Raw genomic sequence first — 18654 nt, 5'->3', positions numbered from 1 at the left:
CGCCAGGGCCGCTCCCTCCAACGCCCGAAGACGTCCGATGGAAGACCTGTCTCATGCACGGCGCGACGCCATGTTCGAGAGCGAGTTGGCGCGAAATGTCGAACTGGGGCTCGAGCCGTCGGGTGGCATCGGTTGCTACGTTCATGGAACGCCCTCCCGCCTGGAGCGATGGCACTACCACGACGAGTACGAACTCCAGCTCGTCGTCCAGACTTCGGGCCGGACCTACGTCGGAAACCATGTGGGAGCGTTCAAGCCAGGGTCCATCGTCCTGATCAGTCCGCGCGTTCCGCACAATCTCGTCTCCCTCGATGCGCCGGCAGCCGGTGTAGGCGAGCGCAGTGTCGTGATCCATTTCGCAAGGGACTTGATGCACAAGGCCGCGGAGCTCTTCGCGGATCTGCATGGCGCGGTGTCGCTGCTGGAGCGCGATCGCTGTGGCGTCGAATTCCTGAACGCGGACCCGGATCTGCACGACCGCTTTCGCCTGGTGCAAAACGCATCCGGCATCGCCCGTTTCTGTGCCCTGGCCGAACTGCTGCAACGCCTGAGCCGGTGGCCCGAGTCCCGGTCTTTCTCCTCGACGACGATGCCGGACGCTCCGGGCCAGCGCAAGGCTGTCATGGACCCGCGCGTCGAGAAGGTGCGGGCGCTTGTCTATCGAAACTATGCCGACAGGCTGTCGCTGGCGAAAGCCGGCCATTGCGCCGGCGTCGGCGTCCATACCTTCTCGAGACTGTTCAGACGAGTGACCGGAAGCACCTACACCGACTTCCTGATCAGCGTCCGGGTTGCCAGGGCCTGCGAACTGTTGAGCAAGAGCGATACGCCGGTGTCCAGCATCTGCTACCTGGTCGGCTTCAACAACATTTCCAATTTCAACCGGCACTTTCGCAGGTTGAAGAACATGACCCCGAGCGCCTACCGAGAGCACATGGCGGGCCGGTTCGGTGCCACAGCGAAACCGACCCATTCAAGGGCTTCGACGGCTCAGGCTTCGACCAGCTCAGGCCGTATCTGAATGATCTCGGTCGCGTCGAAGCGACCCGAGTCGATGATCTCGAAGGCCTTTCCGAGCAGCCCCGGAATGTCCTGTCGAACCATGAGCAAGGGAAAGCTAAGGCAGGTCGCGAACGGATCCCAGTCGTAGCTGCCGATCGTGCACTGGTGGACCTCTTCGAGCGGCAGGGTCTTGAGGAATCGCACCACGCCCTCCAGCGCAATGGTCGAGTTGACGAACAGTCCGCGCGGCAGGCCTCCCATGCGCTCGTACAGCGTTCGCACCGACGCCTCTGCCTGGTCGGCTTCGTAGCCGCAGGCGTCGACGTCCACGCCGTCGAGGCTGCCGAACGCTGCGGCAATGGCGTCGGAAAATCCCTCGATCCGTTGTGCCGTGTTGTGGTCGCTCGGAATACCGCCGACGAAGCAGAACCGGTTGCGCCGCTTGGCGCGCGGCGCCGTCGATCGTTCGATGAGCTTCGCCGTGAGCTCGCGGGCGCCCCAGCGGTTGTCGGAGACGACAGAGGGCGCCAGCTTGCCCGGCAAGTCGACGTTGAGGTGTGCAATGCCGTGGTGCGAACAGATCCGGCTCACCGCATCGGGCGCGGAGGCGCCGGTTACCAGCAGGTATTCGATCTGATAGGAGATCAGGGTGCGCGCCGTCTCCGCTTCCAGCTTCGGGTCGCGCAGCGTGCTGACTACGATGGGATAGAGATGCCGCTCGCGCGCCAGCCGTTCGAAAGTCTGCGACATGGCGCTGAAGAAGCGGTTGTCGTGCATCGGAATGAGCATGCCGATGAGCCCGGAGCGCTTGCGCCGCAGGCCGCTGGCCTGCCGGTTGAGCGTGTACTTCAGGTCCTTCGCGAGTGCGAGGACGCGTGTCGCCGTTTCCTCGCCGATGCGGCGGCTTTTCCAGGTGCCGTTCAGGATGGCGCTGACGGTGGATGCGGAAGTCTCGGCCAGCCGTGCCAGATCGTAGATGGTCGGCTCGCGTCGGCTCATCGGTCCAGTCCGGCAGGGCAACCGGCACGCCCTTCGACGGCTGGGTGGCACGATTGGGTGGCATCGAACTTGCATTTCATCGATGGAAGTTTAAGCGCCCAAGTGCTTGCCAGCCTTGGCGTTTTCGGGGGGCGAAAGCAAAAAGGCCCACTGCTTCCAGCGGGCCTTTTTCAAATCGAGTCTGAGACGATCAGAGCGCTGGAATACGCAGCTTCTGCCCCGGATAGATCTTGTCCGGGCTCGTCAGCATCGGCTTGTTCGCCTCGAAGATCGCGTTGTACTTGTTCGCGTCGCCGTAGTACTTCTTCGAGATGGCCGACAGCGTGTCGCCCCTCACCACGTCGTGGTACTGCGCCGGCGGCGCGGCGGGTGCGACGAGGTTGTTGTCCACGCTCGTCACGTTGGCCACGTTGCCTGCCGCCAGCGAAGCTTTTTCACTGGCTTCCTGCGAGGGTGCCTGGCCCGCGAGCGTGACCACGCCGCTGCTTGCAACGTAGGTCACCTCGAGGCCGGTGAGCCCGAGGTTCTGCGTTTCGATGTAGGTCTTGATGGCGGCCGCGGCCGCCGCGTTTGCGTCGGGCGTGGCGGCTTGCGCCGACGATCCGCCGAACAATTTCTCACCGGCTTCCTTGATGAAACTCAGCAATCCCATGGTTTTCTCCTTGTGCCGTGGTGGATGGAATTTGCGAATGTAGCGGCGGAAAGCCGGGGGTGGGCGTAGGCCCATGCCGCGTGTGTCAACGACGTGCCAGCAGGAATAACAACAAAGTCGCAATAATCCGGCGCATGGCATCCCCCTTCCTCGCAATCGACATCGGCAACACCCGCCTCAAATGGGCGCTCTACGACGGGGCCCATCCGGGTGCCGTGCTGCAGGCGCAGGGCGCCGAATTTCTCGACCACATCGAACGGCTGGCCGACGGCCCGTGGGCCGACCTGCCGGCACCGGGCTCGATGCTGGGCTGCGTGGTGGCCGGCGACGCGGTGCGGCGCCGCGCCGAAGAACAGATCAACGAGCGCTTCGACTGCACGCCGCGCTGGGTGATGTCGAGCGCGGGCGAGGCCGGCATCGTCAACGGCTACGACCATCCGACGCGCCTGGGCGCCGACCGCTTCGTGGCGATGATCGGCGCGCGCCACCGCATGCTCGCGCAGGGGCCGGCGCGGCCGATGGTGGTGGTGATGATCGGCACGGCCGTCACCGTGGAGGCGATCGACGCCGACGGCAAGTTCCTCGGCGGGCTCATCCTGCCGGGCCACGGCATCATGCTGCGCGCGCTGGAGTCGGGCACGGCCGGCCTGCACGTGCCGACCGGCGAGGTGCGCGAATTTCCCACCAACACCAGCGACGCGCTGACCAGCGGCGGCACCTATGCCATTGCCGGCGCGGTCGAGCGCATGGTGCAGCACGTGCGCTCGCACTGCGGCGCCGAGCCGGCCTGCTACATGACCGGCGGCGCGGGCTGGAAGATGGCGCCCGTCATGAACGGGCACTTCGAGCTGGTCGAGAGCCTGATCATGGACGGGCTGCTGGTCATTGCCCGCGAGCGGGCCGCCGTCTGAACTGAACCGAAGCCAACGCTTCAGCGCCAGCGTCGGCTCAGGGGTGCATCAGCGCATCAGCGCTTCGCCCATTGCCTGGAACGCGGGCAGCGTCAGCGGGTCGTTGGCGCCGTTGGCCGCGATCGGGTGCGCCGCGTAGCGCACGATCACCATCTCGGCCTTCGGGTCGACATAGATGCTCTGGCCGTGGATGCCGCGCGCCATGTAGGCGCCGTGCGGGTTGTGCGAAACCCACCACATGTTGCGGTACGACCAGCCCGGCAGCAGCGCATAGCCGGCCTTGACGAACTTGGCCGGGTCGCCACCGCGCTGGATGTCTTCCACCACCGCCTTCGGAATGGCCTGCTGCCCGTTGGACGCGCGCCCGCCGTTGCGCAGGGTTTCGCCGAAGCGCGCGATGTCGCGCAGCACGGTGTTCAGGCCGCCGCCGCCCGACTCGGTGCCGATGCGGTCGACCATGAAATACGCGTCTTGTTCGGCGCCGATGCGGCGCCAGATCTTCTCGCTCAGCAGGTCGGCCAGCGACTGGCCGCTGGCACGGCGAAGAATCCACGCCAGCACCTCGGCGTTGACGGTCTTGTAGGCGAAGGCTTCGCCGTGCGTGCCTTCCTTCTTCAGCGTGACCAGGAATTCATAGAACGACTTCGGGCCCGCATAGCCGGGGCCCTGCACCAGCATGCCGCCGGCACGCGCGTAGTCCCAGATCTCGGCCTTGGGGTCGGCGTAGTTCTCGGAGTAGTGCACGCCGATGGTCATGTCCATCACCTGGCGCACGGTGGCGTCGCCATACGCCGTGTCCTTGAGCTCGGGCAGGTACCTGGTCACCGGCGCGGCCGGGTCCAGCTTGCCCTCGTCCGCGAGGATGGCGGCCAGCGTGCCGACGAAAGACTTGGTGACCGACATCGCGATGTGCGGCCGCTCGGGCGACAGCGCGCCGAAGTACTTCTCGTAGACCACCTTGCCGCGGTGCATCACCAGGATGCCGTCGGTGTAGGTGCCGGAGATCATCTGCGCGAAGTTCATCGTCGCATCGCCCGTGCCTCCCAGCGGCTTGAACGTGACCTTCTCGATGTCGAAGCGCGGCGTGGCCGAGGGCAGTGGGCTGGCCGCGCCGGGGCCGCGCCACACGTTGGCGGTGGGCACCGTCTCGCGCACGTGCGAGAAGCTCCAGCGGGTGCGCGGAAACACGCCACCGGCCGGGTTGTCGAAGGTGATGAGCTTGTCGGGCGCGGGCGGAAAGCCCTGCATCCAGCCCAGCGCCTCGACCGAGGTGGCGGCGGGGTCGGGCAGCGCGGGGGCCGCGGGCGTGGGTGCAGGTGCAGTTGCCGGCGTCTGGGCGATGGAGGTGTTCACGGCAAGCAGGGTGAGGGCGGCAGCGGCGGCGAACGCCGTGCGCTTGAAAAAAGACATGGGCAAGGCTCCGGGGGAATGAATCAACGAGACCAACTTAATCAACGGGGACCAATGGAATCAACGGCCGCTGAAGCGCGCGGGACGGCGCTCGACGAAAGAGCGCACGCCTTCGGCCGCGTCCTCGCTGTTCGACAGCCGCTTCTGCGTTTCGATGAACTCCGACACGGCCGCCAGCGGACCTTGCTCGACCGCCTTGATGACGTTGAGCCGCGTGGCGACCACGGCCAGCGGCGCCTGCGCCGCGATGCGCTGCGCAATGGCCAGCGCCGCATCGAGCTCCTGCCCGGCCGGCACCACCTTCTGCACGAAGTTCAGCCGATACGCCTCGGCGCTGTCGAACTCGTCGGCCGTGAGCAGGTGCAGCATGGCGTTGCCCACGCCCGCGCGCTCGGCCATGCGCAGCGTGGCACCGCCCGTGGCCATGATGCCGCGCTGCACTTCCATCTGCGAGAAGCGGCAGTTGTCGGCCGCCACCACGATGTCGGCGCCCAGCATCAGCTCGATGCCGACCGTGAAGCAGATGCCCTTCACGGCCACCACCATCGGCTTGGTGCGGCGGCGGTAGTCGGGCAGGCCGAAGTCGTGCGGCTCCACCAGCCCGGCCGGAATGGCCTTCTCGCCGCGCTTCATGTACTCGGTCACCGCCGGCAGGTCGAGGCCCGCCGTGAAGTGGTCGCCGAAGGCATGCAGCACGCCCACGCGCAGGTTCGGGTCGTCGTCGAGGCGGGTGTAGGCCTCGGCCAGCTGCCTGAACATCGGCGGCGTCCAGCCGTTGCGCTTGGCCGGGCGGTTGATGCCGATCAGCAGCACGTGGCCGAGCACCTGGGTGTCGATGCAGCCTTCTGCCGGTGGGGTGGTGGGCGTGGCGGTCATGCGGGCGGTCTCCTTTTCTTATCTTTTCAAGGAACACCGCGGAACCGGCTTTGCCGGGCCGCTGGTGTTGCCCCCGGTAGGGGGTTGGCGAAGCGACACGAAGTGCGCGAAGACTGGGGGCGAGCCAGTGATGTCAGTACGTGTAGACGCCGCGGCCCGTCTTGCGGCCCAGCTGGCCGGCGGCGACCATTTCCTTCAGCAGCGGGCAGGGGCGGTACTTCGAGTCGCCGAACTGCTCGAGGTATACCTCCATCACGGCCAGGCACACGTCCAGGCCGATCATGTCGGCCAGCGCCAGCGGGCCAATGGGCTGGTTGCAGCCCAGCTTCATGCCGGCGTCGATGTCTTCGGCGGTGGCAATGCCTTCGGACAGCACGAAGAAGGCCTCGTTGATCATCGGCACCAGGATGCGGTTGACCACGAAGCCCGGTGCGTTCTTCACGGTAATGGGCGACTTGCCCAGTGCTTCGGCCAGGGCCTTCACCGCGTCGTGCGTGGCGTCGCTCGTCAGGTAGCCGCGGATCAGCTCCACCAGCGCCATCATCGGCACCGGGTTGAAGAAGTGCATGCCGATGAAGCGGTCGGGGCGCGAGGTGGCGGCGGCCAGCTGCGTGATCGAGATCGACGAGGTGTTCGACGCGATGATCACTTCGGGTGCCAGCAGCTCGTCGACCTGCTTGAGGATCTTCAGCTTGAGCGCGTGGTTCTCGGTGGCGGCCTCGATCACCAGTTGCGCGCCCTTCAGGTCGTCGTAGCTGGTCGAGCCCTTGATCAGCGCCAGCGCGGCGGTCTTCTGCTCGGCGCTGAGCTTTTCTTTCTTGATCAGGCGGTCGAGGCTGCCCGACACCGTGGCCAGGCCCTTGTCGACCGCCGCCTGGGCGATGTCGACCATCACCACGTTCACGCCGGCCACCGCGCAGGCCTGCGCGATGCCGTTGCCCATTGTTCCGGCGCCGATGATGCCGACAGTCTGGATAGCCATGAGAAAACTCCTTGAGAGAAAAACAAAAAGGGAATGGGTGGGCGGGTGGGGCGCGAGGGCCGCCACCGCGGCAGGACATCGATTGTGAAGCAGCCGCCACGGGCTTCCGTTGCCGCGCGCGACACGGGGGCTCGCGGGTGGCTTACAGTGCTGCGGTTGCTTTTTTCTTCTCTTTCCTTTCCCTTTCCGACCTCGACCATGACCACCCTCGGCACCCCCCTTTCTCCCTCCGCCACCCGCGTGATGCTGCTTGGCTCCGGTGAACTCGGCAAGGAGGTGCTGATCGCGCTGCAGCGCCTGGGCGTGGAGACCATCGCGGTCGACCGCTACGAGAACGCCCCGGGCCAGCAGGTGGCGCACCACGCGCGCACCATCACCATGAGCGACCCCGAGGCGCTCAAGGCCCTCATCGAGGCCGAGAAGCCCACGCTGGTGGTGCCCGAGATCGAGGCCATCGCCACGCCGATGCTGCAGCAGCTCGAAGACGCGGGCGTGGTGCGCGTCATTCCCACGGCCCGCGCCGCGCGCCTGACGATGGACCGCGAAGGCATCCGCCGCCTGGCCGCCGAGACGCTGGGCGTGCCGACCAGCCCGTACAAGTTCTGCGACTCGCTGGCCGAGCTGCAGGCGGCCATCGACGCAGGCATCGGCTACCCCTGCATCGTCAAGCCCGTGATGAGCAGCTCCGGCAAGGGCCAGAGCAAGATCGACGGCCCGGCCGACGTGCAGAAGGCCTGGGACTACGCCATGGCCGGCGGCCGCGTGAGCCACGGCCGCGTGATCGTCGAAGGCTTCATCGACTTCGACTACGAAATCACGCTGCTCACCGTGCGCGCGAAAGACGCGGCGGGCGCCGTGGAAACCAAGTTCTGCGACCCCATCGGCCACGTGCAGGTGAGCGGCGACTATGTCGAAAGCTGGCAGCCGCACCCCATGGCACCCGCCGCACTGCACAAGGCGCAGCAGATCGCGCAGGCCGTCACGGCCGACCTGGGCGGGCAGGGCCTGTTCGGCGTCGAGCTGTTCGTGAAGGGCGACGAGGTCTGGTTCAGCGAAGTCAGCCCGCGCCCGCACGACACCGGCATGGTGACCATGGCCACGCAATGGCAGAACGAGTTCGAGCTGCATGCGCGCGCCATCCTTGGCCTGCCGGTGGACACCTCGCTCAAGAGCCCGGGCGCCAGCGCAGTGATCTACGGCGGCGTCGACGCCACCGGCATCGCCTTCGACGGCGTGGCCGAGGCGCTGCAGGTGCCGGGCAGCGACATCCGCCTGTTCGGCAAGCCCGAGAGCTTCCTCAAGCGCCGCATGGGTGTGGCGCTGGTGCACGCGGCCGACACCGACACCGCGCGCAAGCTCGCGAAGGAAGCCGCCTCGCGCGTGAAGCCGCGCAAGGCCTGAGCGGGCCGAATGCTCGGCGCGCGACAGCTGTAGCCAGTTTTCGCAAGCCGCGCCGCGCGGGCGCGGGCATGGTGCGGACTCTTGCCAGGACGCCGGTCGGATGCGGGTGCGTGCGGATACCGCGCATGCCCGATGCATCCCACACTGGGTGCCTGCCCGATCCACCGGAGACACCATGCTGCATCCCCAGGCGCGCGCCTTGCTCGACTTCATCGAGGCGCGCGGCATCCCGCCGACCCACACCCTCTCGCCCGCCGATGCGCGGGCCTTCTACCGCGAGCGGCGCACCGCCACGCAGCCCCTGCCCCCCGAGGTGGCCGAGGTGCGCGACCTGGCAGCGGAGGGGCCGCAAGGCACCATCCCGGTGCGGCTGTACCGGCCGCTGGGCTCGGGCGCCGGACCGCTGCCGGTGCTGGTGTACTACCACGGTGGCGGATGGGTCATTGGCGACCTCGACACGCACGACGTGCTGTGCCGCGAACTGGCCAACGGCGCCGGCTGCGCGGTGGTCGCCGTCGACTACCGCATGGGGCCGGAGCACCGCTTTCCCGCCGCCGTCGACGACGTGCTGGCCGCCACCCGCTGGGTGCGCCGCGAGGCCGCCGCGCTGGGGCTCGATGCGAGCCGCCTCGCCGTGGGCGGCGACAGCGCGGGCGGCAACCTCGCGGCCGTGGTGTCGATTGCCGCGCGTGACTCAGGCGACCTGCCCATCGCCTTCCAGCTGCTGATCTACCCGGCCACCGACATGCGCCGCCTGCATCCCTCGCACCAGGGCAACGGGCAGGGCTATCTGCTGACCAGCGACACCATCAGGTACTTCCACGACCACTACATCACCGATGCGAAGCACGACCTCGACTGGCGCGCTTCGCCGCTGCTGCACCCCGACCTGTCGAAGCTGCCGCCGGCGCTGGTGATCACCGCCGGCTACGACCCGCTGCGCGACGAAGGGCTGGCCTATGCGGAGGCGCTTACCGCCGCGGGCAACCGCGCGATGTACGTCTGCTTCGAGCGGCAGATCCACGGCTTCGTGCCGATGGGCAAGGTGCTCGACGAGGCCAACACCGCGGTCGCGCTTTGCGCCACCGAGTTGCGGCGCGCCTTCGCGGCGGCCTAGGGAAAGTCCCCGCGCAAAAGGGTGCCGCGCAAACGGCTCGCGCCGCTACGATCCAGCGAACGCGACGCCATACCCCGGTTGGCAGTTGAACGAACGATGCAGGAGACAAACACCATGCAGCGAACGAGGACGGCGCCGCCTTCGGGCAGCGACGCACGGCAAGGCGAGCGCCTGATGTGGCTGGCACCGCAGCGCGTGTTCTACGCGGGCCTGCTCGGTGCCGCCGCCGAACGCACGATGGGTGGGCACGGCGTGTACGTGTCGCCCACCGGCGCACCGCCGAACCGCATTCGCATCGGCGGCGGTGCCTGGCAATCGGGCGAGCTGATCGTGGTGCCGCCGCACGTGCCGCACCATGTCGAGAGCGCGTGCCCGCTGATCTTCAACCTGCTGATCGAATCCGAGTCGGTCGACCCCGGGCGCCTGCCCGCCTTCATGCAGCACTGCGGCCCGGTCAATGCGCCGGCCTTCGTGCAGCGCGTGCGCGATGCGCATGCGCACCTGCTCGCGGCTTCGGGCCGCATGCTGAGCTTCGACGGTTTCGATTTCGATGCGCTGTTCTTCGGCCAGGCGCTGGTGCCGCGTGCGCTCGATGCGCGTATCCGCAAGGTCATCGATGCCATCAACGCCGACCCCGCCGCGGCCATGTCCGCCGAAGACTGCGCGGCTTCGGTCAACCTCTCGTTCTCGCGCTTCCTGCATCTGTTCAAGCAGGAAACCGGCATGGCGTTTCGTGCGTTCAGGGCCTGGAAGCGCGCGCGCAGCCTGCTGCGCTACGTGCAGCAGAGCGCCACGCTGACCGACATCGCACTGGACACCGGCTACCCCGATTCGACGCACTTCAGCCATTCGATCCGCCAGGTCTACGGCCTGAAGCCGAGCGACATCGTGGCCGGCTCGCGCCGCCTCGCGCTGCACGACGCAGCCGGCGGCTTCCGGCAGTAAGCCAGCGCACGGGAGCCCCATGCAGATTCTTCAACTCCTGCTGTCGGGCATTGCGCAAGGCTGCATCTATGGCCTGATCGCACTGGGCTTCGTGCTGATCTACAAGGCCACCGAAACGGTGAGCTTCGCGCAGGGCGACCTGATGATGCTCGGCGCCTTCGGCGCGTTCGCGGGCATGTCGCTGTTCGGCCTGCCGTTCTGGCTCGCGGCCATCCTCGCGCTGATTGCCATGGCGGCCTTCGGCGTGCTGCTGGAGCTGGTGGTGATACGGCCGATCCTGGGGCAGCCGCAGTTCTCGATCGTCATGCTCACCATCGGCATTGCGTACGTGGCGCGCGGCCTCATCACCATGGTGCCGGGCATCGGCACCGAGACCCACACGCTGGCCGTGCCCTACAAGGACCAGATCTGGAAGCTGGGCGAACTGGTGGTCAACCTCGAGCAGCTGGCCATCATCATCGCCACGGCCATTCTTTGCGCGCTGCTGTTCGCGATGTTCCGCTACAGCAAGCTCGGCATCGCGATGCAGGCCTCGTCGCAGAACCAGCTCGCGGCCTACTACATGGGCATTCCGGTGAAGCGGCTCAACGGGCTGGTGTGGGGCCTGGCGGCGGCGGTTGCCGCCATTGCCGGCATGCTGCTCGCGCCCATCACCTTCGTGCACGCGAACATGGGCTTCATCGGGCTCAAGGCCTTTCCTGCGGCGGTGGTGGGTGGCTTCGGCAGCCTGCCGGGTGCCATCGTCGGCGGGCTGATCATCGGCATCGTCGAGTCGTTCGCGGGCTTCTACCTGCCCGATGGCTTCAAGGACACGGCACCCTACATCGTGGTGCTGCTGATGCTCATGATCAAGCCCAACGGATTGTTCGGCGAGAAGCTGCGCAAGAAGGTGTAAGTCCCATATGCGCTTCATCTTCAAGACCAGCTACGACCAGGACATCCGCCTCGCGCGGCACGGCGGGCATGTGCTCTGGTACAGCCTGCTCGTTGCGTTCCTCATTGCCGCACCGTGGCTCATCGACGAGTACTGGCTGGCGCAGCTGACCTTCGTGCTGATCTACGGCATCGTCGGGCTGGGGCTGATGCTGCTCGCTGGTTTCACGGGCCAGTTCTCCATCGGGCATGCAGCCTTTCTTGGTGCGGGTGCGTACACGCAAGGCGTGCTGACGAACATGGGCGTGCCGTTCCCGCTGGCGCTGGTTGCCGCCGCGGCCCTGTCGGCGGCGGTGGGCGTGGTGGTCGCGTTGCCGGCGTTGCGCGTCAAGGGCATCTACCTGGGCATCGCGACGCTGTCCTTCGGCTTCATCGTCGAGGAAGTGTTCGCGCGGTGGGAGAGCGTCACGGGCGGCAACGCGGGGCTGCACGTGAAGTCGCCGCAGCTCTTCGGCTGGTCGCTGGGCTCGGGCGACGGCTTCTACTTTCTTTGCCTGGTGGTGGCGGTGCTGGCCACGCTCGGCATCCTGAACCTGCTGCGCTCGCCGACCGGCCGCGCCTTCGTCGCGATCCGCGATTCGGAGATATCGGCGCAGAGCATGGGCATCCACCTGGCGCGCTACAAGACGCTGTCGTTCGCCATCTCGGCCGCGCTCGCGGGCCTGGGCGGTGCGCTGTACGCGCACAAGCTGAGCTTCATTTCGCCCGACCAGTTCAGCATCCTGCAGTCGATCGACCTGTTGTTGATGGTGGTGATCGGCGGGCTGGGCTCGGTGCACGGTGCGTTCCTCGGCGCCATCTTCCTCATCGCGATGCCGCAGCTGATTTCCATGGGCAAGGACTGGCTGCCGGCCGTCGTCGGGCAGGCGCCCGGCTTGCAGGGGCTGGTGTATGGCGTGGTGCTGATCGCGTTCGTGCTGTTCGAGCCGCTGGGCCTGTATGGCCGCTGGCTGAAGATACGCACCTGGCTGCAGCTCTTTCCGTTCTACCGCCGGGGCCTGTTCAAGCGGCAGAAGTCGTTCACCAAGTCGGACCGGCTGAGATGAGCAGCAACAACAGCAACGGCAACAGCAGCGACATCCTCCTGTCGGCGAAAGACCTGAGCGTGCGCTTCGGCGGCGTGCTCGCGGTCAACAAGGTGAGCTTCGACGTGCGGCGCGGCGAGGTCTTCACGTTGATCGGCCCGAACGGCGCGGGCAAGACGACGGTGTTCAACCTCATCAGCCGCATCTACACGCCGACCACCGGTGAGATCACGTGGCATGGCGAAGCGGGAAGCCCCATCGCGCTGACACAGCAGGCACCGCACGCGATTGCCGCGCTGGGCATTGCGCGCACGTTCCAGAACATCGAGCTGTTCGAGCATGCGACGGTGCTGCACAACCTGCTGATCGGTCGTCACACGCACCGGCAGACGGGGTTCTGGAGCGAGGTGTTCTTCACGCCGGCCACGCGGCGCGCCGAAATTGCGGCGCGCGAAAAGGCGGAGCAGGTGATCGAGTTGCTGGACCTGCAACACCATCGCGATTCGATGGTGGCGGGCCTGCCCTATGGCGTGCGCAAGGTGGTGGAGCTGGCGCGTGCGCTGTGCACGGAGCCCAAGCTGCTGCTGCTCGACGAGCCGTCGTCGGGTCTCAATGTCGAAGAGACGGCCGACATGGCGTTCTGGATACAGGACATCCAGCATGAGCTGGGCGTCTCGGTGCTGATGGTCGAGCACGACATGTCGCTGGTGTCGAAAGTGTCGGACCGCGTGCTGGCGATGAACCAGGGCGAAGTGCTGGCTACAGGAACGCCGCGCGAGGTGCAGGCGGATGAACGCGTGATCGAGGCTTATCTTGGGACCGTGGATGACGTGAGCAGCTTGAGGAGGGTGGCGGCGTGAAGGCTTTGTTCGCTACCTTCTGGAGAGCGCCCGGTATGCGGCACGGTGGGGTCGCCCCCGCTGTGCCGGCCCTTCGGGCTGCCCTGCGGTGCTCGCGTTTCGCGGGGTCTCGCAGAACTCGCTTCGCTCAAACAACTGCGAGCCCTGTCCGCGAAACGCTGCGCTCCTCGGCGGCCCAGAGGGGGCGCCCCCACCGCACCGCACACCGGGCTTGGCCGGGGGGTGTTCGCCCTGTGCGTGTCCACGGTGTTGGGGTCCCTGTCTCCGGTGGGCCGTTGAGGCACCGCCGAGCAGCGGAGCGATGGGCGGATCAGGGCTCGCAGCTGTTTGAGCGCAGCGAGTTCTGCGAGACCCCGCCCGTCGTGAGCAGCACAGGGAAGCCCGAAGGGCCGGTGACGTCGGCCCGCCGGAGACAGGGACTCCAACGCCGTTCCCCGAAGGCAGCAAGCGCACCAGGAGCCCAGCGATGAGCGACGCCGTACTCCAGCTTATGAACGTGGAAAGCGCCTACGGCCCCATCAAGGCCATCCGCGGCGTCAGCCTGAAAGTCAGGCAAGGCGAAATTGCGACCGTGCTCGGCTCCAACGGCGCAGGCAAGACAACCATCCTGAAGACCATCTCGGGAATCATCGACCCCAGAAAAGGCAGCATCGAATTCCAGGGCAAGGACATCACCGCCAAGGACCCGGCGTACATCGTCCAGCAGGGCCTGAGCCATGTGCCCGAAGGGCGCGAAGTGTTCCCGCTGCTGTCGGTGAAAGACAACCTGCTGATGGGCGCCTACACCCGCAAGGACCGCGACGGCGTGGCGCGCGACATGGAGACCGTCTACACCTACTTTCCCATCTTGCGCGAGCGGGCCACGCAAGACGCCGGCCTGCTCTCCGGCGGCCAGCAGCAGATGCTTGCGATTTCGCGCGCCATCATGGCCGCGCCGCACCTCATTCTTCTGGACGAACCCAGCCTCGGCCTCAGTCCCAAGCTCACCAAGGAAATCTTCGAGATCGTCGTGCGCATCAACCGCGAGCGCGGCACCACCATCCTGCTGGTCGAGCAGAACGCCAACATGGCCCTCAATGCCGCCGACCACGGCTACGTGCTCGAGAACGGCCGCATCGTGATGGAAGACTCCTGCGAGCGTCTTCGCGAGAAGGAAGACATCAAGGAGTTCTACCTCGGCGTGAAAGACGATGGCGTGCGCGGCGAGCGGCGCTGGAAAAAGAAGAAGACCTGGAGATAGCCGCCATGCAAGGACTCTGGGACCTCAACACCTTCGAACCCCGGCTCGACGTCGTCGTGCCCGGCGACACCATTCCGGCCATGTTCTGGAACGCCGTCGAGCAGCGCGGCGACACCATCTGGATGCGGCAGAAAGAGCTCGGCATCTGGCGCACCTGGAGCTGGCGGCAGACCGCGGAGGCCGTGCGCGAGATATCGGCCGGCCTCATTGCCATCGGCTTCGCGCCGGGCGAGTGCGCGTCCATCCTTTCCAACACCGTCATCGAATGGGTGCTGGCCGACCTGGCCGTGCTCAGCTGCGGCGGCGTGTCCAACGGCATCTACCCGACCGATGCGGCCTCGCAGGTGCACTACCTGTGCGAGGACTCGCGCACCACCATCCTCTTCGTGGAAGACGACGAGCAACTCGACAAGGCGCTCGAAGTGCGCGCCGGCCTGCCGGGCCTGCGCCGCGTGATCGTGTTCGACATGGAAGGCCTGCGCGACCTCGACGATGCCGGCGTCATGAGCCTCGATGCACTGCGCGCGCTCGGCCGTGCGCACCTGGCCAGCGACCCGAAGGCCGTGGAACACCGCGTGGCCGGCTGCCGGCCCGAAGACCTGGCCATCCTCGTCTACACCTCAGGCACCACCGGCAAGCCCAAGGGCGCCATGCACAGCCACGCCGGGCTGGTGTACACCGCGCGCGGCTACAACACGCTCATTGCGCAGGACGAGAAAGACGAGCGCATGTGCTTCCTGCCGCTGTGCCACATTGCCGAGCGCATGGGCGGCGAGTACTTCGCGATGTACACCGGCTCCATTCTCAATTTCGTCGAGAACCCCGAGACGGTGCCGGAGAACGTGCGCGAGATCGCGCCCACGGTGTTCACGGCCGTGCCGCGCGTGTGGGAGAAGTTCTATTCGGGCGTGATGATCGCGCTGAAGGAAGCCAGCCCGCTGCAGCAGGCCGCCTACAAGTGGAGCATCGGCGTGGGCGAGGCCATTGCGACCAAAGTGCTGGCCGGCGAATCCGTCGGCACGGGGCTCAAGCTGAAGTTCAGGCTGGCGCGTCTGCTGGCGCTGGACAACGCGCGCAAGCTCATCGGCATTCACCGCTCGCGCTTTCTGGTGACGGGCGCGGCGCCAATCTCTCCCGAACTGGTCAAGTGGTACCTGGCGCTGGGCGTGCCGATGCTCGAGGTGTGGGGCATGACCGAGTCTTGCGGCGCCTCGACGGCGGTGCCGGCCAACCGCATCAAGCCCGGTTCCATCGGCCCGGCCACCGGCTACAACGAAGTGCGCATCGCGCCGGACACCGGCGAAATATTGGTGCGAGGCCCCAATGTCTTCATGGGTTACCTCAACCTGCCCGAGAAGACCGCCGAGACCATCGATGCCGAAGGCTGGCTGCACACCGGCGACGTGGGCGTGATGGACGAGGACGGGTATTTCCGCATCACCGACCGGATGAAAGACATCATCATCACGGCAGGTGGGAAGAACGTGACGCCGAGCGAGCTGGAGAACGAGCTCAAGTTCAGCCTGTACATCACCGATGCGGTGGTGATCGGCGATGCCAAGCCCTACCTCACGGTGATCGTCATGATCGACCAGGAGAACGTCGAGAAGTTTGCGCAGGACAACGACGTGCCGTTCAGCAACTACGAGAGCCTGACGCGCACGCAGGAAGTGCAGGACCTGATCCAGGGCGAGATCGACCGCGTCAATGCCAAGTTCGCGCGCGTCGAGCAGATCAAGAAGTTCTTTCTGCTCGAAACGCAGCTCAGTGCCGAAGATGAAGAGCTCACGCCGACGATGAAGCTCAAGCGCAAGCTGGTGCAAACGAAGTACGCCGAGCGCATCGAAGCCATGTACCGCTGATCCGTTTTTTTCGTCAACCCGAGGAGACAACCGCATGAAGCTCAAGACACTGACGACGCTGGCCGTGCTGGGCCTGGTCGCGACGATCGCGTCCGCGCAGCAGCAGGGCGTGAGCAAGGACGAGATCCGCATCGGCACCATCCAGGACCTGTCGGGTCCGCTGGCGGGCTTCGGCAAGCAGGCGCGCAACGGCATGCAGCTGCGCGTGGACGAACTCAACGAGCAGGGCACGCTCAATGGCCGCAAGCTCAAGCTGTTCGTCGAAGACTCGGGCTACGACCCGAAGAAGGCGGTGCTGGCGGCGCAGAAGCTGGTGAACCAGGAAAAGATCTTCATCATGGCGGGCCACATCGGCACGGCGCAGAACATGGCCGCCATGCCGGTGCAGTTCGACAAGAATGTCATCAACTACATGCCCATTACCGCGGCGCGCGAAATGTACGAGCCGCTGAACCGGCTGAAGTATTCGTTCGCCGCCACCTACTACGACCAGATTCGCCTGGCGCTGCCGAAGATGATCAAGGACAAGGGCGCCAAGAAAGTCTGCACCATCTACCAGGACGACGAGTTCGGGCTCGAGGTGCAACGCGGCGCCGAGGCGGGCCTGAAGGCCGCGGGCATGGAGCTGGCCGAGAAGACCTCGTTCAAGCGCGGCGCCACCGACTTCAGCTCGCAGGTCGCGAAGATGAAGGCCGCCAACTGCGACCTGGTGGTGCTCGGCACCATCATCCGCGAGACCATCGGCACCGTGGGCGAGGCGCGCAAGACCGGCTTCAACCCGACCTTCATCGGCTCCAGCGCGGCCTACACCGACCTGATCCACAAGCTGGGCGGCAAGGCCATGGACGGCGTGTACGCCACCATGACGGTGCAGAACCCCTACACCGACGAGCAGTCGCAGCCGCTGCGCTTCTGGGCCAACAAGTACAAGACCAAGTTCAACGAAGACCCGACCGTGTTCTCGGTGTACGGCTACGTGATCATCGATTCGTTCATCAAGGCGGCGACCAAGGCCGGCCCGAACCTCACGACCGACAGCTTCATCAAGGCGATGGACAGCATCACCTTCGAGCCCGACATGTTCGGCAGCCCGAAGAGCACCTACACCGCCACCAAGCGCCTGGGCAACGACCAGTCGCGGCTGTCGCAGATCAAGGACGGCAAGTGGGTGGTGGTGTCCGACTACGTGACACCGTAAGCAAGACCCCGGTACAGGGGCGAGCGGCTATATTTCGCGAAATCCCATCGCGAGAGTGCCCGCCATGCCCCAGTACTGGTTGATGAAATCCGAGCCCGACGAGGTCTCGATCGACGACGCGCTTGCCGCGCCCGGCGCCACCGTGGCGTGGACCGGCGTGCGCAACTACCAGGCGCGCAACTTCATGCGCGACGGCATGAAGGTCGGCGACGGCGTGCTGTTCTATCACTCGAGCTGCCCCGAGCCGGGCATCGCCGGCATCGCGCGCGTGGCCTCGGGCATCAAGCCCGATCCGACGCAGTTCGATCCGAAGTCGCCGTACTACGACGCGGCGGCGAAGAAGGACGATCCGCGCTGGCTGCTGGTCGACGTGCAGGCGCTGCGCAAGACGCGCCTGCTGGCGTTGCCCGAGTTGCGCGCCCGGCCCGAGCTGGCCGAACTGGTCGTGCTGCGCAAGGGCAACCGGCTGTCGATCACGCCGGTGGAGTCGGCGCACTGGAAGGTCATCGAGAAGATGCTGGGCTGAGGCCGGCCCTGGCTGGTCAGAGCGCCTCGCCTTCGGCCAGCACGCCGGCGCGCCGCAGCGCGGCCTCCAGCCAGGGCGCGCTGGTCGCACCCTGTCCGACGGCTTCGATGCGCCGGGCTTCGTCCCGCACCTTCTGCCGGGCCAGCGGCAGCAGGCCTTCGATCTTTTCCCGTTCGACCACCACCACGCCGTCGGCATCGCCGGTGATGAAGTCGCCGGGCCGGACCACCACGCCGCCCACGCTGACCGGGTGGTTGATGCGGCCAGGGACGTTCTTCGTCGGGCCATTGGGATTGGTGCCGAAAGAGAACACCGCAAAGCCGAGTTCGCGCAGGGCATCGCTGTCGCGCACGGCACCGTCGATCACCACGCCTGCCAAGCCCAGCCGCAGGCAGGAGCTGATCATGATCTCGCCCATGAGCGCGCTCGTCTGGTCGGCCTTGCCGTCGATCACCAGGACGTCGCCGGGCTGGGCCATGGCCATGGCGGCATGGATCATCAGGTTGTCGCCGGGCCGCACCTCGACGGTGAGGGCGTTGCCCGCGAAGCGCATCGCCGGATGCAATGCGGCGATGCGGCCATGCAGGGCGCCGCGGCGGCCCGCCACATCCGCCAGGATGGCCGGCGCAAAGGTGGCGGCGGCGGCAACGACCGCGGGGGGCAGCCGGGGGAAGCTGCGCAGCACATCGGGTTGGACAACAAGGTTGGCAGTCAT

At 66.5% G+C, this 18654-nt stretch carries 18 protein-coding genes; 12 read left to right on the top strand and 6 right to left on the bottom strand.

Features of this window, described 5'->3' with window-relative positions:
* Positions 1-37 precede the first annotated feature (37 nt).
* The gene (locus DBV14_RS08790; protein WP_124458806.1) at positions 38-1021 is read left to right on the top strand and encodes an AraC family transcriptional regulator; all 984 of its coding nucleotides are present in this window, start codon (positions 38-40) and stop codon (positions 1019-1021) included.
* Here the strand turns inward: DBV14_RS08790 and DBV14_RS08785 are convergent.
* The gene (locus DBV14_RS08785) at positions 991-2001 is read right to left on the bottom strand and encodes a LacI family DNA-binding transcriptional regulator (RefSeq protein WP_124458805.1); all 1011 of its coding nucleotides are present in this window, start codon (positions 1999-2001) and stop codon (positions 991-993) included. The two genes, DBV14_RS08790 and DBV14_RS08785, sit on opposite strands and share 31 nt — an antisense overlap.
* A gap of 190 nt (positions 2002-2191) precedes the next feature.
* Positions 2192-2653, bottom strand: coding sequence for a peptidoglycan-binding protein LysM (lysM, locus tag DBV14_RS08780; protein ID WP_124458804.1), 462 nt, complete (start codon positions 2651-2653; stop codon positions 2192-2194).
* Between the two features lie 134 nt (positions 2654-2787).
* Between lysM and DBV14_RS08775 the strand changes: the two genes are divergently transcribed.
* Positions 2788-3564, top strand: coding sequence for a type III pantothenate kinase (locus tag DBV14_RS08775; protein WP_124458803.1), 777 nt, complete (start codon positions 2788-2790; stop codon positions 3562-3564).
* A gap of 48 nt (positions 3565-3612) precedes the next feature.
* Here the strand turns inward: DBV14_RS08775 and DBV14_RS08770 are convergent, their stop codons facing one another.
* From DBV14_RS08770 to DBV14_RS08760, 3 genes are all read right to left on the bottom strand, one after another.
* The gene (locus tag DBV14_RS08770; RefSeq protein WP_124458802.1) at positions 3613-4974 is read right to left on the bottom strand and encodes a serine hydrolase; all 1362 of its coding nucleotides are present in this window, start codon (positions 4972-4974) and stop codon (positions 3613-3615) included.
* 60 nt (positions 4975-5034) lie between these two features.
* Entirely contained in the window at positions 5035-5850 is an 816-nt protein-coding gene (locus tag DBV14_RS08765) for a crotonase/enoyl-CoA hydratase family protein (RefSeq protein ID WP_124458801.1), read from the bottom strand.
* A gap of 133 nt (positions 5851-5983) precedes the next feature.
* On the bottom strand, positions 5984-6832 hold the full coding sequence (locus DBV14_RS08760) for a 3-hydroxybutyryl-CoA dehydrogenase (protein WP_124458800.1): 849 nt from the start codon (positions 6830-6832) through the stop codon (positions 5984-5986).
* 198 nt (positions 6833-7030) lie between these two features.
* Here DBV14_RS08760 and purT point away from each other — a divergent pair, with 198 nt between their 5' ends.
* The 10 genes from purT (at position 7031) to DBV14_RS08705 (ending at position 17939) form a co-directional block, all read left to right on the top strand.
* A complete protein-coding gene (gene purT, locus DBV14_RS08755) occupies positions 7031-8233 on the top strand; it encodes a formate-dependent phosphoribosylglycinamide formyltransferase (protein ID WP_124458799.1) in 1203 nt (400 codons plus the stop codon).
* Between the two features lie 175 nt (positions 8234-8408).
* Positions 8409-9350: an alpha/beta hydrolase gene (locus DBV14_RS08750; protein WP_124458798.1), complete on the top strand. Its 942-nt coding sequence runs from the start codon at positions 8409-8411 to the stop codon at positions 9348-9350.
* A gap of 114 nt (positions 9351-9464) precedes the next feature.
* A complete protein-coding gene (locus DBV14_RS08745) occupies positions 9465-10295 on the top strand; it encodes an AraC family transcriptional regulator (RefSeq protein WP_124458797.1) in 831 nt (276 codons plus the stop codon).
* Positions 10296-10314: 19 nt separating this feature from the next.
* Positions 10315-11190: a branched-chain amino acid ABC transporter permease gene (locus tag DBV14_RS08740; protein ID WP_124458796.1), complete on the top strand. Its 876-nt coding sequence runs from the start codon at positions 10315-10317 to the stop codon at positions 11188-11190.
* Positions 11191-11197: 7 nt separating this feature from the next.
* Complete coding sequence (locus DBV14_RS08735) at positions 11198-12274, top strand: branched-chain amino acid ABC transporter permease (RefSeq protein ID WP_124458795.1); 1077 nt, start codon at positions 11198-11200, stop codon at positions 12272-12274.
* Entirely contained in the window at positions 12271-13113 is an 843-nt protein-coding gene (locus DBV14_RS08730) for an ABC transporter ATP-binding protein (RefSeq protein ID WP_124458794.1), read from the top strand. Before DBV14_RS08735 ends, DBV14_RS08730 begins: the two co-directional genes overlap by 4 nt.
* A 466-nt stretch (positions 13114-13579) precedes the next feature.
* Positions 13580-14353, top strand: coding sequence for an ABC transporter ATP-binding protein (locus DBV14_RS08720; RefSeq protein ID WP_124458792.1), 774 nt, complete (start codon positions 13580-13582; stop codon positions 14351-14353).
* A 5-nt stretch (positions 14354-14358) separates the two neighbouring features.
* A complete protein-coding gene (locus tag DBV14_RS08715) occupies positions 14359-16215 on the top strand; it encodes a long-chain fatty acid--CoA ligase (RefSeq protein WP_124458791.1) in 1857 nt (618 codons plus the stop codon).
* 34 nt (positions 16216-16249) lie between these two features.
* Complete coding sequence (locus DBV14_RS08710) at positions 16250-17413, top strand: ABC transporter substrate-binding protein (RefSeq protein ID WP_124458790.1); 1164 nt, start codon at positions 16250-16252, stop codon at positions 17411-17413.
* A 64-nt stretch (positions 17414-17477) separates the two neighbouring features.
* Positions 17478-17939: an EVE domain-containing protein gene (locus DBV14_RS08705; protein ID WP_124458789.1), complete on the top strand. Its 462-nt coding sequence runs from the start codon at positions 17478-17480 to the stop codon at positions 17937-17939.
* 16 nt (positions 17940-17955) lie between these two features.
* On the opposite strand, the gene DBV14_RS08700 is transcribed toward DBV14_RS08705, so the two are convergent.
* Positions 17956-18654 carry an RraA family protein gene (locus DBV14_RS08700; RefSeq protein WP_124458788.1) on the bottom strand — a complete coding sequence of 233 codons (699 nt, stop codon included), beginning with the start codon at positions 18652-18654 and terminating at the stop codon, positions 17956-17958.

Source organism: Variovorax sp. KBW07, assembly GCF_003852515.1.
Taxonomy (GTDB): Bacteria; Pseudomonadota; Gammaproteobacteria; order Burkholderiales; family Burkholderiaceae_C; genus Variovorax.
This window is presented reverse-complemented; position numbering and strand designations above follow the sequence as displayed.